The sequence below is a fragment of the Bhargavaea ullalensis genome (genome assembly GCF_042432615.1).
GTDB classification, from domain to species: Bacteria; Bacillota; Bacilli; order Bacillales_A; family Planococcaceae; genus Bhargavaea; species Bhargavaea ullalensis.
On the sequence record NZ_JBHLWY010000042.1, the window covers coordinates 123818 to 139581 of the forward strand.

Here is a 15764-nt window from a genome sequence, read left to right on the forward strand (position 1 = left end):
CCCCCTTCATCACATATGGATCGCTTTGCCGTCGACGGCGAGCGCCGCTTCCCCCATCACTTCGCTGAGCGTCGGATGCGGGTGGACGAGCGATGCGATTTCCCAAGGTGTTGCGTCCAGCACTTTCGCAAGACCCGCTTCGGAGATCATGTCGGTCACGTGCGGACCAATCATGTGGACGCCGAGCAGGTCATCGGTTTCCTTGTCGGCGATAATCTTGACGAATCCTTCCGATTCGCCGTGGACGAGCGCCTTGCCGATCGCCTTGAACGGGAACTTGCCGATTTTCACGTCATGTCCCTGTTCTTTCGCCTGGGCTTCCGTCAAGCCTACGGACGCGGCTTCCGGGCTGGAATAAATGCAGCGCGGCACCAGGTCCGCATCCACATGACCGGCCGCTTCCCCGGCGATGTGTTCGACGGCAGCGATTCCTTCATGAGACGCGACATGCGCAAGCTGCAGTCCTCCGATAACGTCGCCGATCGCGTAAATATGCGATTCTTTCGTCTGGTAGGTCTTTTTCACTTTGATGAAGCCGCGGTCGACTTCGATGTCGGTGTTTTCAAGACCGATGCCTTCGGTGTTCGCCTGGCGGCCGACGCTGACGAGGATCTTGTCTGCCGTGAAGGTCTCTTGTCCGCTTTCCATGTCCGCAGAAATGGTGACGGCGCCTTCTTCTTTCTGGAGGGTTTCCGGCAGGACTTTCGCTGAGGTAAAAATGTTCACGCCCCGCTTTTTGAGCAGTTTCTCCATTTCCCTGGAGATGTCTGCATCTTCCGTCGGCAGGATCCGGTCGGCGTATTCGACGACCGTCGTCTCGACACCGAAGTCATTGAGCATGGACGCCCATTCGATGCCGATGACGCCGCCGCCGATGATAATGATCGACTTCGGCAGACTTTCCATGTTAAGCGCCTCGTCCGAGGTCAGCACGTGCTCGCCGTCGATCTCAAGACCCGGCAGCGTGCGCGGCCGGGAGCCGGTCGCCACGATGACATTGTTCGGGATGAGCATTTCATTTTCATCGCCGTTTTCATACTCGACGGAGATGGTGCCCGGCATCGGGGAGAAGATCGACGGACCGAGAATGCGCCCGGTGCCTTCAAAGACATCGATCTTCCCTTTTTTCATGAGTCCCTGGACGCCTTTGTGGAGTCCGGAGACGATCGATTCTTTCCGCTTTTGGACCTTGCCGAAGTCGAGCGATACTTCACCCGTCGAAACCCCGAACGACTCGGCGTCATCCTTGGCCAGACGGTACACTTCCGCACTGCGCAGAAGCGCCTTTGACGGAATGCATCCCCTATGGAGGCAGGTGCCCCCGAGTTTTCCTTTTTCAACGATCGCCGTCTTCAGGCCGAGCTGCGCGGAACGGATCGCCGCGACGTAGCCGCCGGTGCCGCCCCCGAGGATGACGACATCATATTCAAGTGCCATTGGTTAAACTCCTTTCGCTTCAAGGACGATTTCAGATCAGCGGTTCGACAGGCTGTCCTTGCCGTTCCGGAGAAACTGGCTGCGGGACTTCGCCACATTGGCGATGCGTTCTTCAGCCAGGCGGTCCGCCGCTGCGTAGGTCGGGATGTTGTCGCGCTTGGAGATGGCGATGACTTTCTCGATCGTGTCGTAGATCTTCTCGACTTTCTTCAGAGCCCGCTCTTCGTTGAATCCGTCGAGCTCGTCCGCCACGTTGATGACGCCGCCGGCATTGATGATGTAGTCCGGTGCATAGACGATGCCCATTTCGTGGATGCGGTCGCCGTGTTCAGGCGTTTTCAGCTGGTTGTTCGCGGATCCTGCGATGACTTTCACTTTCAGCTGAGGAATCGTCTCGTCGTTGATCGACGCGCCGAGTGCGCAAGGTGCGTAAATGTCCGCTTCCACGCCGTAGATGTCGTTGATGCCGACCGCTTCTGCGCCGAATTCTTCGACTGCGCGCTGGACGGCCTGTTCGTTGATGTCGGTGACGATGAGCTTCGCGCCTTCTTCATGGAGATGGCGGCAGAGCGTGAATGCGACGTTGCCGACGCCCTGGACGGCGACCGTGCGGCCTTCGAGCGAATCCGTGCCGAATGCTTCCTTGGCCGCCGCTTTCATGCCGCGGTAAACGCCGTATGCCGTGACCGGGGACGGGTTGCCGGACGAGCCGGATGTGGTCGGGGAGACGCCTGTGACAAAGTCCGTCTCCAGGTGGATGAGGTCCATGTCGGCTTCGGTCGTGCCGACGTCTTCAGCCGTTATGTAGCGGCCGTTGAGGCCCTGGACAAAACGGCCGAATGCCCGGAACAGCTCTTCGCTTTTGTCGGTTTTCGGATCGCCGATGATGACCGTCTTGCCGCCGCCGAGGTTCAGGCCGGCCGCCGCGTTCTTGTAAGTCATGCCGCGTGCGAGGCGGAGTGCGTCTTCCACCGCTTCTTCTTCGGATCCGTAGGTCCACATGCGGACGCCGCCGAGTGCCGGTCCAAGTGTCGTGTCATGAATGGCGATGATCGCCTTGAGTCCGGAAGTTTCGTCTTGGCAGAACACCACTTGCTCGTAATCGTATTTTCCCATGTATTTGAACAGTTCCATCATCGTTCTCCTCCTTTTATGTACAGGCGGACGCCTGTCCCCGCTCACAGCAGGTTATGCTTCTCGAGTTTATAGTAAAGCGTTCGCACAGAAATGCCCAGCAGCCTGGCGGTTTCGGATTTGTTGCCGCCGCCCGTTGTAAGCGCTTCCTTAAGAATGATTTTTTCATGGGCATCCAGCTGCTCGGCGAGCGTTCCGGATGCCCCTCCGCCTTCCGCCCGGAAGACGGCGGCCAGCTCGGCCCTGCCGAGGATTTTGTCCATCGGCTGCATGAAAATCAAGGCACGGCTGATCACGTTTTCAAGTTCCCTGACGTTGCCGGGCCACTCGTGCTGCATGAGAAGCTCTGCCGCCTCCGGGTGGATCTCCTCGACGGAGCGGTCCAGGTCCCGATTGAGACGAGGCAGCAATTTCGCGGCGAGTGCCGGAATGTCTTCTTTGCGGCTGCGCAGCGGCGGCAGGTGAACCGGCATCCGGTTCAGCCGGTGGAACAGGTCCTCCCGGAACCGGCCTTCTTTCATCGCCTTCTCCAGGTTGCTGTTCGAAGCCGCGATGATGCGCGCGGTGACCGGCACCGGCCTGCTGCCGCCCGCCCGGTGGATCTCCTTTTCTTCAATGGCTCTCAGAAGTCCCGACTGGACATTCAGCGGCAGTTCCCCGATTTCATCGAGGAACAGGGTGCCGCCGTCCGCTTCCTCGAACAGGCCGGCTGACGGATCGTTTCCGTCAGATCCGAACAGTTCGCGTTCCAGTCGGTCACCCGGGAGTGCGGCACAGTTCACCCGGATAAATGCGCCGCTGCCGGATTCGTTGTGGATCGCCTGGGCGAACACTTCCTTGCCCGTTCCGGATTCCCCGCGCAGCAGGATCGGCACATACATCGCCGAAGCGAGCTTCGCCTGCTGGATCGCCAGCTTCATCTCCGGCGTCCCGCCGGCAATATCGTCGAATGAATAACGGGTTTCAAGCGACCGGATCAGCCGCCTGGCCTGGTCCAGCTCTTCGGAAAGCGACCGGATTTCCGTCAGGTCATGGATGATCCCGACGCTTCCCTTCAGTTTGTCGCCGACAAGGACGGGCGCCACATTGACGACGACTTCCCTGCGCGCCGGCCCGACGCGCATCCGGACGCCGCGGATCGGGCGCCCGGTCTCCAGCACTTTCATATGGATGCTCTCGCCTTCCGTTATGTCCACGGTTGCGGGCTTGCCGATGACCTCTTCCTCGGAAAGGCCGGTCAGTCGGGTGTAGGCGGGATTGACGATGAGGCCGCGGCCCTCTTCGTCTACGACGGAAATGGCATCGTCGCTTGACTGGATGATCGCCTTGAGCATCGACTGGATCTCCCGGAGGTCCGTGATTTCCTCCGCCAGCTCAAGCAGCCCCGTCACATCGCGGAACACGGCGAATGAACCGGTCCGCACTCCGCTGCTGTCCTGCAGGGGCCGCCTGGAAGTGACGACCCGCACACCGTTGGACAGCGTCAATTCGCGGTTCAGCTCCGGCATGCCTGTTTCGGCCACCCGGGGCAGCCCGCTTCCGGGAATGATCTCTTCGACGGGGGAGCCGATTGCATCCGATGCGGGAACTCCGGTGATGAGCGCGGCGCTCCGATTGTAGAACCGGATGATGCCGTCGAGCCCGATCCCGATCATTCCCTCATCAAGCGAGTTGAAGATCATCCGGTTCCGAAACGATTCCGAACGGAGCTGCCGGATGTATTGCCCGTTCTCCTCCAACAGGCTGACGAGGAGCCGGGCGATGGTGCCGGGAATGACGACGGCATGGGCCGGCCGGGATTTCAGCAGTTCGCCGAACACGCCCTGCTCGCCCGTCACGTCGAAGATCAGATGCAGGTCATTCGCAAGAAAGCCCTTCCAATCCGACCCGGTCGGAATTTCATTTTCTGCAGCCAGCGCAAGTCCCGGGGCATCCGGATTCGGATCAACCATTCCGGTCACCTGCATGTAGTCCAGCTGCAGCATCAGTTTTAGGATGGCGGTACCGCCAGCTCCGGCACCGACGATAAGCACATTCTGCAAAATCGTTCAGGCCCTTCGTATGATTTATGCAAAGCTTTGCAATACCATCCCCATCATAACCGATTGCGGCTTTCTTGACAATCCTGACATGGCATCGGAAAATGAGAACGAGAGAAAAGGGGAGATCAGCATGCAGCGGCTTGCCGCTTTTATTGTCCTGCTCATTCCCGGTATCGGCGCCGCGTGGGGCATCAAGCTGATGAGGGATTCCTTCTTCGGAATCCGGTTCGGCCTGTTCCCGTGGGTCTGGCTGCAGTTTTTGGCGGGTCTCGCCCTGCTGATCGTCTGCATCGGCTTTTTTGCAGGGTTTCTGCTTCGCCGCGACCAGCGAAAAGGCAAGATACCGGAAGACCGGTTCAAACGAAAAAAAGAGGGTTCCTGACGATTCCCGTCAGAAACCCTTTTTCATTGCCTGTTGGACCTGTTCCGGATAATCGGTGATCCAGCCTTTGACAAATGCTTCGGGCCGCATGATGAACGGCTCGCTCCCGTCCACTCCGTACACCCGGACGGCTTTTCCGCTATCGGCGAGTGCTTCAAGATAGCGTCCCGTCCACAGCCTCTTATGAATATGGAAGGCATCCGCGGACCGGTAGCCGGCCAGGTTGTCCCAGTCTGACTTTTTCGTTGCTATGAGTGCAGTTTCCACAGAGGGATCCAGCCACTTGGCTTTGACGAGCAACGGATAATGGAAGGAGGACAGATGAACATCTCCGAATTCATTGCAGATGTCCAGCACACTCCCCACCTTTTCCGGCCTTTCCAGGAACGTTTCTTTGATTTCAATGTTGAAGGCGACGCCCGGGTGGCCGGCCGCCCACGCGGCCAGGTCCCGGAGCGTCATCATCCGCTCGCCGGACAGCCGCTTCCAGCGGTTTCTCCCCAGCCTGAGGCGGGCCGCTTCTTGTGCGCTCAGCTCCGTGATGAACTTCCGTTTGCCGGTGACCCTGTACAGGTCCGCGTCATGCACAATGACCGGTTCTCCGTCTCCCGTGAGCTGCACATCGGTCTCGATCCCGTCCGCACCGAGCCGGACCGCTTCCTCAAAGGCATGGCGGGTGTTTTCAAACGCCGAGCCGGACGCTCCCCTGTGCGCATAGATCCTCATGATCCCTCACCACCGTCCTTTTGCGCCGGCAATTTCGCCACACGGCGTGTATACCCGCAGAACGGATGCAATTAACGCGAAAGGACCGTGAGGCGGTCGCAGGCAGGATCACGCGATCATGAACTCCAGGCGCAGCCGGTCAGAGACCATTGCGATGAACTCCGAGTTGGTCGGCTTGCTCTTCATATGATGGACCGTATAGCCGAACATCTTCGAAATGACTTCGTAGTTGCCCCGGTTCCAGGCCACTTCGATGGCATGGCGGATCGCCCGCTCAACACGCGACGGCGTCGTCGAGAATTTCTCGGCGATTTCCGGATAGAGGACTTTCGTCACGGAGCCGAGAAGATCGACGTCGTTGTAGACCATCGTGATCGCTTCACGGAGGAACGCATAGCCCTTGATGTGGGCCGGCACGCCGATTTCCTTGATGATCGCGGTGACGGCGGTGTCGATCGCTTTTTTGCTGACGGTCTGCTGTCGCCCTGTCTCCAGCACGGATGCCGGCTGCTTCACCGAACGGCCGCCCTTCATCTGGAGAATCTGGTGGACGAGCCGGTCAAACTCAAACGGCTTGAGGATGAAATAGGAAGCGCCCAGTTCCGCCGCCTGTTTCATGATTTCTTCCTGACCGAATGCCGTCAGCATGATGATGTCCATGTTGTCTGCCCGGCCATCCGCACGCAGCTCCTCCAGCACGCCGATTCCGTCCAGGTGCGGCATGATAATGTCGAGAAGGAGGACATCCGGCGATTGTTCTTCCAGCATCGACAAACAGAGCTTCCCGTTTGCGGCCGTTCCCGTCACTTCAATCTCCGGATGATTTTCGAAGTATTGCAACATCGTTTTCACCAATTCACGGTTGTCGTCGGCGATTGCGACTTTAATTTTATCCACTTTCATGCTCCCCCTTTATAAGTGAAGACCATCCCAGGCACTTACCCGTGTAATTCGACATTTGCGACCTCTCCCCTCCATGGATTGGAAAATTGAGACCTTTGGACGAACTTTTAGACAAGATTCGACGTGATTCCACAATTCGCACTCTGTGATGTACACTTTCATTATAATGAAAAATCAGGAAAAGACCATACCTGCTTAGGTATGGCCGACAACTTTCTATTCAAGGTTTTTTCTTTGTCATTTCTCCGACAGGAAGACCCGCGCCTTTCGTCGGCTCTTCCACAAACATATGGGTGATCACACCCGCAAATTTCCCGTCCTGGATGATCGGACTGCCGCTCATTCCCTGGAGAATCCCGCCCGTTTTTTTGATGAGTTCCTCATCGGTCACAGTGAAGCGGAATGCGCCGGATGCCGTGGAAGTGATGCGGATGCCGTAAGTTCCGATCTCCACGCCTTCGATGGTCGTCAAGATCTTGGCGTCGCCTTCCTTGATTTCCTCCGGCCGCATAACTCCGAGTGGTTCGGGGAATGCTCCTTTTAACGATGATGTCCATTTGCCGAAAATCCCGTATACATCATTATCCCGGATGTCTCCGAGCAGTTTTGTGCCGGATTTCACCGAGGAAATTTTGTACCCGGGAACACCCGGCTCACTTTTGCGGATCTGCTCGATGTCGGCCAGGTGGATCGACCCGCCCGTAAACGGTGGCGGTCCGTCCAGCGCACGGTCGACGATCTGATGGCCGAGCGCACCGTACTCGCCCGTCTGCGGATCGATATAAGAAAGCGTTCCGACGCCTTCCGTCCGTTCTCTGATGAATGCCGGCAGATTTTCAAGTTCCTTTTTTTCTGCCGTCACGACCACCGGTTTTCCTTCCCGCTCAACAGACAGCTCTGCCTCCGCCCCGTCTTTCAGATTGCCGGCAAGTTGGGTGATGCCGGCCGTGTCGGTGACTTTGGCTCCGTCCAGTGACTCGATGAAATCGCCAGCCCTCAGCCAGTTTCCGTTTCCGACCATCACGTCATCGGTCACCATCACCCTGCCCAGGTCAAGATGGATTCCGATCGAGTGGCCCATCGGGATGAGTGATTTCGGCTTCTGCGCCATCGCGGCGCCGGCCGGAAGCATCATCAACAAAAGGAGGACCGGCAACAACAGTTTCCGGCTAATCCATCGCATGTTTCACCTCCTGATCGTTGTACCGTTATGATGCTCGCGGCGGCTTTTGTTATGTCCGGTACTTTTAAGCAGGAGAGGAACTTCGAAAAGCAAAATTTACATTAAAAAACAATAGAAAAAGACACGCAATCACCCTGCGTGTCCGGAAAGTTCAATCTTTCGTTCTTCGGCCATGCGGAGAAGCTCATCCGCATGCTGTTTTGTCAATTCCGTCATTTCCGCCCCGGTCATCATCCGGCTCAGTTCTTCCGTCCTGCCGACGCCCGCCAGTTCCTCCACGGTCGTCTCGGTCCGGTCTCCCGTGACATCCTTGCGGATCAGGAGATGGTGGTCTGCCATCGCCGCCACCTGCGGAAGATGGGAAATGCAAAGAACCTGGGAATGAATGCTGATTGCGGCAATTTTTTCGGCAATTGACTGTGCCACCCGTCCGCTGACGCCTGTGTCGACTTCGTCAAAGATGATCGACGTCACTTCCTGGTGTTTGGAGAAGATGGACTTCAGGGCCAGCATGATCCGCGACAGTTCCCCGCCGGAAGCCACTTTGGCAAGCGGCTTCAGCGGCTCGCCGACGTTTGCCGAAATGAGGAACGTCACGTCCTCCGCCCCTTCCCGGTCGAACCTCTCCCGAGGACTGAAGGAAACACTGAACTCCGCCTTCTCCATATACAGCTCCTTCAGCTGCCTGTGGATCGCTTCGGAAAGATCCTCTGCGGCGCGCCGCCGCAACACCGCCAGTTCCTCCGCTTCCACCTTCAGATCTTCTTCCAGCGCATCGATTTCGCCCCTGTCTTCGCGGAGCCGTTCATCCCGGTTTTCCAGCTTTTCAAGTTCCGAACCGATCTTCTCCCGGTAAGCGATGATCTCCGGAATGTCGGAGCCGTACTTCCGCTTCATGGATTGCAGGAGGGCCAGCCTCTGCTCGACTTCATCGAGCCGGACCGGATCAAATTCCATTTCATCCATGAGTCCCTTGAGCGAAAACGCCGCGTCCTGCAATGTATAAAAGGCATCCGATACGGCAGTGGACTGCTCTCCGACGGCCGGGTCGACGGTAGCGGCATGTTCCAGGTCGCTCATCGCGGCTCCGGTCCAGTCGAGTCCCTTCGACTCGCCCTGGATCGCTTCATAGGCCGATGCGATCCGCTCGTAGATCGTGTGGAAGTTCTTCAGCCTCGAACGTTCTTCCGTCAGCTCTTCTTCCTCCTGGTCATGGAAGCCGGCATCATCGATTTCACCGATCTGGAAACGGTACAGGTCGATTTTATGGGCGATCTGCTGTTCGGAGTCTTCATACTGCGTCAGCCGGCGGCGGAGCTTCGAGTATCGCTCGAACAGCTTCGTGTAGCTTTCCTTTGCCGGCGCGACCGACTCCCAGCCGAACTGGTCAAGCAGAAGCACATGGCGCTGCTCATCCATCAGTTCCTGTGTTTCATGCTGGCCGTGGATATCGATGATCGACGCGCCGATTTCCCGCAGGATGGCGATCGTCACGAGCTTGCCGTTGATCCGGCATGTGCTTTTGCCGGACTGGGCGATATCGCGCCTGAGGATGACGGTGCCTTCCTCATGGGAGATGCCGTTCTCCTCCAGCTTCCGGAAGACGGCGTGTGCCGGATTGTCGAGGATGAACATGCCCTCGAGCTCCGCTTTCTTTTCGCCGTGGCGGATGAATTCGCTGGAACCCCTGCCGCCCGCGAGCAGCTGGACGGCATCGATGATGATCGACTTTCCTGCGCCGGTCTCACCGGTCAAAACGGTCAGCCCGGAGTCGAAGCTGATCGATAACTCACTGATGATCGCAAAATTCTTGATGGATAATTCACGCAGCATCCGGAACACCTCCGATCAAAGCATGCCGAGCAGTTTCTCCCTGAACTCGGAGCGCTGCTCGCTGTCGCGGCAAAGGATGAGAATCGTATCGTCCCCGCAGATCGTCCCGATCACTTCCTCCCATTCGATCTGGTCGATCAGGGAGCCGATGGCATGGGCGTTTCCGGGGAGTGTTTTCATGACGAGGAAATGCCCGGCCCCGTCGATGCTGACAAAAGCGTCCGTCAGCGCACGGTGAAGTTTTCTGCTCGGGTCGAAACTGCGCTCTGCCGGCAGATTATATTTATAGCGTCCGTCCTTCAGCGGGACTTTCACCAAGTGAAGTTCTTTGATGTCACGAGAAATGGTGGCCTGGGTGACATTGAACCCTTCCGCCCTGAGCCGGTCGACAAGCTCGTCCTGGGTCTCGATTTCATGATGGGCGATGATTTCGCGGATGCGTATATGGCGTTGCCCTTTGCTCACATTTTTCCCTCCGGTCGGTTTGCTGCAATGCTTGATTTCTAATATGAATGTACCATTATCCAATTTGGCGGACAATTAATATGGATTGCTTTCAATGCGAAAACGCCTGGCGGCTCCACGAAATTTCCTGCACAGAAAAAGCAAAAAGCAAGGAGCGCGGCCGTTTCACAAAGGCCGGCTGCCGCGTTGCCCATTCAGGATTCCGCGACTTCCTTGCTTTTTGCTGACTGTGGGCATTTCAATGTGAGTGGAGAGCCCCTGCGTCCCGGTCGCCGTTTTTCAGTGATCCAGCGCCGCATGTGCCTGTTTCACGACTTCCGCCAGCCTGCCGCTTTCAAGACGGATGCCCGGTTGATCGGAGGACCGGAGATGGAACAGGAACTCGATGTTCCCTTCCCCGCCGGTCACGGGGGAAAATTCAGCCGCCAGCAGATCGAAGCCGCTATTCACGGCGATGTCCGCCGTTTTTTCCAGCACTTCAAGATGGATGGCCGGATCGCGGATGATCCCCTTTTTTCCGACCTTTTCCCGTCCTGCCTCGAACTGGGGCTTGACGAGTGAAATCACGTCGCCGCCGGGCATCAGGATCGTCTTGAGCGTCGGAAGGATGAGCGCCAGTGAAATGAAGGACACATCGATCGTGGCAAATTCCGGTGCGCCTTCCGTGAACAGATCCGGCGTCGCATGTCGGAAGTTGACCCTCTCCATGACGGTGACGCGTGGATCTTCCCTCAGTTTCCAGGCGAGCTGGTTGTAGCCGACATCCAGCGCATAGCCCCGGACGGCGCCGTTCTGCAGTGCACAGTCGGTGAAACCGCCGGTTGAGGCGCCAATGTCGAGGAACCGCTTGCCTTCGACGGAAAGATCAAAGACGTCGAGCGCTTTTTCCAGCTTCAGCCCGCCCCGGCTCACATACTTCGGCCGGTCGCCCTTGACGCGGATTGCCGAATCCGCCGGCAGCTTTTCACCCGGCTTGTCGATCCGCCGGTCACCGGAAAAGATGATGCCCGCCATGACCGCCCGCTTGGCCTGCTCGCGCGAGTCAAACAGCCCGCGCTCCACGAGCAGCGTGTCGATTCGTTCTTTCGGCTGCCGCTCCGTCACAGGACCTTCGTCCTTTCCTCGCGGGACAGACCGACGAGCTCTTCCACGCGGACCGCCAGGTTTTCATCGGTCATCCCGATTTCCTTCAGCAGTTCACCGACATTGCCGTGTTCGATGAAATGATCGGGAATCCCCATCCGGCCGATCACCGAATGGTGGTAGCCGTGATCATGGGCGAACTCGAGGACGCCGCTGCCAAAACCGCCGGCTAGCACCGCTTCTTCCACCGTCATGATCGGGATGTTCCGGTCGAGCAGGCTGATCAGCATCTCCTCGTCGAACGGCTTGATGAAGCGGGCGTTGACGATTTCCGCGTCAATGCCTTTTTCGGCCAGCCGTTCCGCTGCGGCAAATGCCATCGGGATGGTGGTCCCGAATGTGACGATCGCGGCATCTTTGCCTTCCTTGAGGATTTCCCATGAACCGATCGGGATTTCGCGGAGTTCCTCGTCCATCGGCACACCGATGCCGTTGCCGCGCGGATATCTGAGCGCAATCGGCCCGCTGTCGTACGAGATTGCCGTGCGGACCATGTGCTGTCCTTCATTTTCGTCTTTTGGCATCATGATCGTGAAGTTCGGCATGCTGCGGAGGAACGCGATGTCGAACACGCCCTGATGGGTCTCCCCGTCCGCTCCGACAAGGCCGGCGCGGTCGATACCGACGAAGACATTCAGATTTTGCCTGGAGATGTCGTGCAGCATCTGGTCATAGGCACGCTGCAGGAACGTCGAGTAGATCGCAAGGAACGGCTTCATGCCTTCCGCGGCCATGCCCGCCGCCATCGTGGCGGCATGCTGTTCGGCAATCCCGACATCGAACATCCGGTCCGGGAATTCCGATGCGAATCCTTCCAGCTTGGATCCGACCGGCATGGCCGGCGTGATGGCCGCCACCCGGCGGTCCGTGCGGGCGACCTTGCGCACAGTTTCGGAGATGAGCGCACTCCAGGCGGGACCGGCTGCAGGAGACTTGATGAGTGCGCCCGTTTCGAGCTTGTACGGACCGGTGCCGTGCCAGGTGCCCACTTTGTCTTCTTCGGCCGGACGGAATCCCTTGCCTTTTTTCGTGATCACATGAACGAGCACCGGGCCGTCCATTTTTTTCGCGTAATTCAGCGTGGACTCCAGATCTTCGAAGCTGTGTCCGTCGACAGGTCCGAGATAAGTGAATCCGAGCTCCTCGAAGAACACGCCGGAGACGAGCAGGTATTTCAGGCTGTCCTTGACGCGCTCCGCCGTTGCGGCAAGCTTGCCGCCGACTGCCGGAACTTTTTTGAGAAGCAGTTCAAGCTCGTCCTTCGCCTTGTTGTACTTGCCTGCCGTGCGCAGGCGTCCAAGTACGTTGTGCAGCGCACCGACGTTCGGGGCGATGGACATTTCATTGTCATTCAGGATGACCGTCATGTCCGTTTTTTCCGAGCCGATGTGGTTCAGCGCTTCCAGTGCCATTCCTCCGGTCAGCGCACCGTCGCCGATCACCGGCACCACATAATTGTTCATCCGTTTGATGTCACGGGCTGCCGCCATTCCCATCGCAGCGGAAAGTGACGTGGAGCTGTGTCCGGTTTCCCAAACGTCATGCTCGCTTTCGATCCGCTTCGGAAATCCGCACAGTCCCTTGAATTGACGGAGCGTCGCAAAATCGCAGGCGCGCCCGGTCAGGATTTTATGAACATATGCCTGATGCCCGACATCCCAGAGGATCTTGTCCTTCGGGCTGTCGAATGCCCGGTGAAGGGCGATCGTCAGCTCGACGACTCCGAGGTTCGGGCCGATGTGGCCGCCGGTTGCCGACAGTTCATTGATGAGGAATTTCCGGATGTCCGTTGCCAGCGCCTCAAGCTCGTCATTGCTGAGATCCTTCAGAAAGGATGGATCGGAAATCGAAGTCAAATCCATCGCCATCACTCACCTTTATCGTTTAAATAAATGGTATACATTTTTTCCGTATACATTCTTTGTCCATTATATCAGTGTCCGCCCATTGTACAAATTATAGCCGCTCACGATGACCGCTTTACGATGTAATCCGCGAGCAGGCGGAGCATCGGCTCGGGCTCTTTCAGGAACGAAATGGCCTTCACCGCTTCGGAGTGGTGGTGGATCAATTTTTGTTTGGCCCCCTCAAGCGTCAGGAGGGACGGGTAGGTGTTTTTGCCGTGGGCCGCATCGGTGCCGAGCTTTTTGCCGGTCAGCGCCTCGTCCCCTTCCACGTCAAGGATGTCATCCTGAATCTGGAAGGCAAGCCCGATGTGGCGGGCATAGCGCTTCAAGTCTTCTCTCTGCTGCGCCGTGGCGCCTGCCAGAATGGCTCCGGCACCAACGGAAAAACCGAGGAGTGCCCCGGTCTTCAGCCGATGAACTTGCTCCAGCCCCTCTTCGGAGAGCGTCTTGTCTTCGGACTGGATATCAAGCACCTGGCCGCCGACCATTCCTTCTGCGCCCGAAGCGCGGACAAGATCGACGATCAGTTCGACTTTATCGTCGGATGAAAGCGCAGGCGCCCTGCCGATCAGCCCGAAACTTTCGGTCAGGAGCGCATCGCCGGCGAGAATCGCCGCGGCTTCCCCGAACACCTTGTGGTTGGTCGGCTTTCCCCTGCGCAGATCATCATCATCCATGCTCGGCAGGTCATCGTGGACCAGCGAGTACGTATGGATGAGTTCAACGGCCGCCCCGACATGCAGTTCGGCAGGATGGACCTTCCCGAGATCATGGAGGACCGCGGAAACGAGAAGCGGACGGATCCGCTTGCCGCCTGCCATGAGCGAATAAAGCATCGATTCTTTCAGAACAGAAGGGGCGGACAGCCGGCGCACCGACTCTTCAAGCACAGGCACCAGATCATCCGCACGGCTTTCCATGAAACGGCGGAGCAGCTCATTCATTCCGGGTTCCTCCGTTCGCGGGGTTGAACGGGGTCTGCGAGCCGTCTTCCCCGATCAGCGTCACGAGCTGCTTCTCCGCTGCCTGCAGCTTGCCGTGGCACACGGCGGACAGCTCCAACCCCTTTTTGTAGAGACTGATGGCATCTTCAAGCGGGACGTCGCCGGATTCCAGCCGGCGGACGATTTCCTCGAGTCGCGAAATCGCTTCTTCAAACTTGATCTCTTCCTTGCGTTCTTCCATTTATGTATTCCCGTCCTTTCCTTCTGCTGTCGAGAGGACTTCGGCTTCCGCCGTCCCGTCTCTGAAAGAAATGCCGATCCGGTCGCCGGCGGAAAGTGCCGCCGCGGATTTGACGACCCGGTCGCCGCTCCTCACGATGCTGTAGCCGCGCTCCATGACGGCCAGCGGATTCAGAGCCTGGAGCGTCCTCAGCGACGAGGCGAATGTCCGCCCGTGCAGTTTCACCGTTTCGCGGGCGTTCCTCTCCAGTTCCCGGCCGAGTCGGTCCGTCCGGTCTTTCGCCGCATCGATGAGCACGCCGGGGCTTCTGGCATGAAGCCGCGTGTCCAGATTGACGGCGGCATGACGGCGGTCCCCGATGAGCCGCTGCGCCGACTGGAGGAAACGCTCTTCCAGCGCGTCGAGCCGCTCCGCAAACGGGCGGTAGAGCCGTTCCGGAAACTGCAGCGGATAAGAAGATTCCAGCGCTTCAAGCCGGCGGGTTTCCTGCCGCATTCGGCCGAGGAGGCTCTGGTGCATGCGGGACTTCACTTCCAGGATCCGCCTCGCCAGTTCGACGCTGTCCGGCACGGCCATTTCCGCGGCCGCTGTCGGAGTGGGTGCGCGAAGATCCGCGACAAAATCCGAGATAACGGTATCGGTCTCATGGCCGACTGCGCTGATGACCGGGATGCGGGAAGAGAAAATTTCCCTGACCACCGGCTCTTCGTTGAATGCCCACAGATCCTCGATGGAGCCTCCGCCCCGTCCGACGATGAGCACATCGATTCCTCCGAAGTCATTGGCTTTCCGGATGGCGGACACGATTGACGAAGCCGCGTTTTCGCCCTGCACGACGGCAGGGAAAAGGAGCACCTCCGCAAGCGGGTATCTCCTGGCCAGCGTCGTGCAGATGTCGCGCACCGCTGCGCCGGTCGGGGCGGTCACGACGCCGACCTTTCCGGGGAACCTCGGAATCGGCTGTTTCCACTGCGGGTTGAACAGACCTTCTTTTCCGAGCCGTTCCTTCAGCTGTTCAAAGGCGATGTACAGCTCTCCGACGCCGTCTGGCTGCATCGAGTTGGCGTAAAGCTGATACTGGCCCGCCGCCTCATAGACATTGACGTCTCCGCGGACGAGGACATTCATGCCTTCTTCCGGACGGAATTTGAGCTTGGAGGCGTTTCCCCGGAACATGGCGGCGTTGATCCGGGACTTTTCGTCTTTCAGCGTGAAATAAATATGACCGCTTGAATGGAGCTTGACGTTTGAAAGCTCCCCCTTCACGTACACATCCCGGAGATGAATGTCCGCGTCGAACTTCCGCTTGATATACCGGTTGAGCGCCGCCACGGACAAATATGGATTATCCATGCTGCTCCCTCCTTCAGGTTCGTGATCATGTAACAGTAACCCGGGAATGAAATAAAAAACGGCAAGGTGAC

The 15764-nt window shown here is 58.1% G+C and carries 14 protein-coding genes; 1 reads left to right on the plus strand and 13 read right to left on the minus strand.

Going from position 1 to position 15764, the window contains the following annotated elements:
• Window positions 1-9 precede the first annotated feature (9 nt).
• The 3 genes from lpdA to ACFFIY_RS10690 are packed head-to-tail and all read right to left on the minus strand — an operon-like array spanning window position 10 to window position 4613.
• A complete protein-coding gene (gene lpdA / locus ACFFIY_RS10680) occupies window positions 10-1437 on the minus strand; it encodes a dihydrolipoyl dehydrogenase (protein WP_354195351.1) in 1428 nt (475 codons plus the stop codon).
• A 36-nt stretch (window positions 1438-1473) separates the two neighbouring features.
• Complete coding sequence (bcd, locus tag ACFFIY_RS10685) at window positions 1474-2571, minus strand: branched-chain amino acid dehydrogenase (RefSeq protein WP_354195349.1); 1098 nt, start codon at window positions 2569-2571, stop codon at window positions 1474-1476.
• Between the two features lie 44 nt (window positions 2572-2615).
• A complete protein-coding gene (locus tag ACFFIY_RS10690) occupies window positions 2616-4613 on the minus strand; it encodes a sigma 54-interacting transcriptional regulator (protein ID WP_354195347.1) in 1998 nt (665 codons plus the stop codon).
• An 88-nt stretch (window positions 4614-4701) separates the two neighbouring features.
• Between ACFFIY_RS10690 and ACFFIY_RS10695 the strand changes: the two genes are divergently transcribed.
• Window positions 4702-4995, plus strand: coding sequence for a DUF2627 domain-containing protein (locus ACFFIY_RS10695; protein ID WP_376837271.1), 294 nt, complete (start codon window positions 4702-4704; stop codon window positions 4993-4995).
• 9 nt (window positions 4996-5004) lie between these two features.
• On the opposite strand, the gene ACFFIY_RS10700 is transcribed toward ACFFIY_RS10695, so the two are convergent.
• From ACFFIY_RS10700 to xseA, 10 genes are all read right to left on the minus strand, one after another.
• Window positions 5005-5721 carry a glycerophosphodiester phosphodiesterase gene (locus ACFFIY_RS10700; RefSeq protein ID WP_354195345.1) on the minus strand — a complete coding sequence of 239 codons (717 nt, stop codon included), beginning with the start codon at window positions 5719-5721 and terminating at the stop codon, window positions 5005-5007.
• 108 nt (window positions 5722-5829) lie between these two features.
• Window positions 5830-6618, minus strand: a complete 789-nt coding sequence (gene spo0A / locus ACFFIY_RS10705) for a sporulation transcription factor Spo0A (protein ID WP_354195343.1) — start codon at window positions 6616-6618, stop codon at window positions 5830-5832.
• Between the two features lie 226 nt (window positions 6619-6844).
• On the minus strand, window positions 6845-7807 hold the full coding sequence (locus ACFFIY_RS10710) for a SpoIVB peptidase S55 domain-containing protein (protein WP_354195341.1): 963 nt from the start codon (window positions 7805-7807) through the stop codon (window positions 6845-6847).
• Window positions 7808-7936: 129 nt separating this feature from the next.
• Window positions 7937-9640 carry a DNA repair protein RecN gene (recN, locus tag ACFFIY_RS10715; protein ID WP_354195339.1) on the minus strand — a complete coding sequence of 568 codons (1704 nt, stop codon included), beginning with the start codon at window positions 9638-9640 and terminating at the stop codon, window positions 7937-7939.
• Between the two features lie 15 nt (window positions 9641-9655).
• Window positions 9656-10105, minus strand: a complete 450-nt coding sequence (ahrC, locus tag ACFFIY_RS10720) for a transcriptional regulator AhrC/ArgR (protein WP_354195337.1) — start codon at window positions 10103-10105, stop codon at window positions 9656-9658.
• Between the two features lie 279 nt (window positions 10106-10384).
• Window positions 10385-11209 (minus strand): TlyA family RNA methyltransferase, encoded by an 825-nt coding sequence (locus ACFFIY_RS10725; protein WP_354195335.1) that lies wholly within the window; start codon window positions 11207-11209, stop codon window positions 10385-10387.
• Window positions 11206-13110 carry a 1-deoxy-D-xylulose-5-phosphate synthase gene (dxs, locus tag ACFFIY_RS10730; RefSeq protein WP_354195333.1) on the minus strand — a complete coding sequence of 635 codons (1905 nt, stop codon included), beginning with the start codon at window positions 13108-13110 and terminating at the stop codon, window positions 11206-11208. Before dxs ends, ACFFIY_RS10725 begins: the two co-directional genes overlap by 4 nt.
• Window positions 13111-13214: 104 nt before the next feature.
• Window positions 13215-14099 carry a polyprenyl synthetase family protein gene (locus ACFFIY_RS10735; RefSeq protein WP_354195331.1) on the minus strand — a complete coding sequence of 295 codons (885 nt, stop codon included), beginning with the start codon at window positions 14097-14099 and terminating at the stop codon, window positions 13215-13217.
• Window positions 14092-14340, minus strand: a complete 249-nt coding sequence (locus ACFFIY_RS10740) for an exodeoxyribonuclease VII small subunit (protein ID WP_354195329.1) — start codon at window positions 14338-14340, stop codon at window positions 14092-14094. Before ACFFIY_RS10740 ends, ACFFIY_RS10735 begins: the two co-directional genes overlap by 8 nt.
• Window positions 14341-15693: an exodeoxyribonuclease VII large subunit gene (gene xseA / locus ACFFIY_RS10745; RefSeq protein WP_354195327.1), complete on the minus strand. Its 1353-nt coding sequence runs from the start codon at window positions 15691-15693 to the stop codon at window positions 14341-14343. It abuts the gene before it with no gap.
• Window positions 15694-15764: the final 71 nt, after the last annotated feature.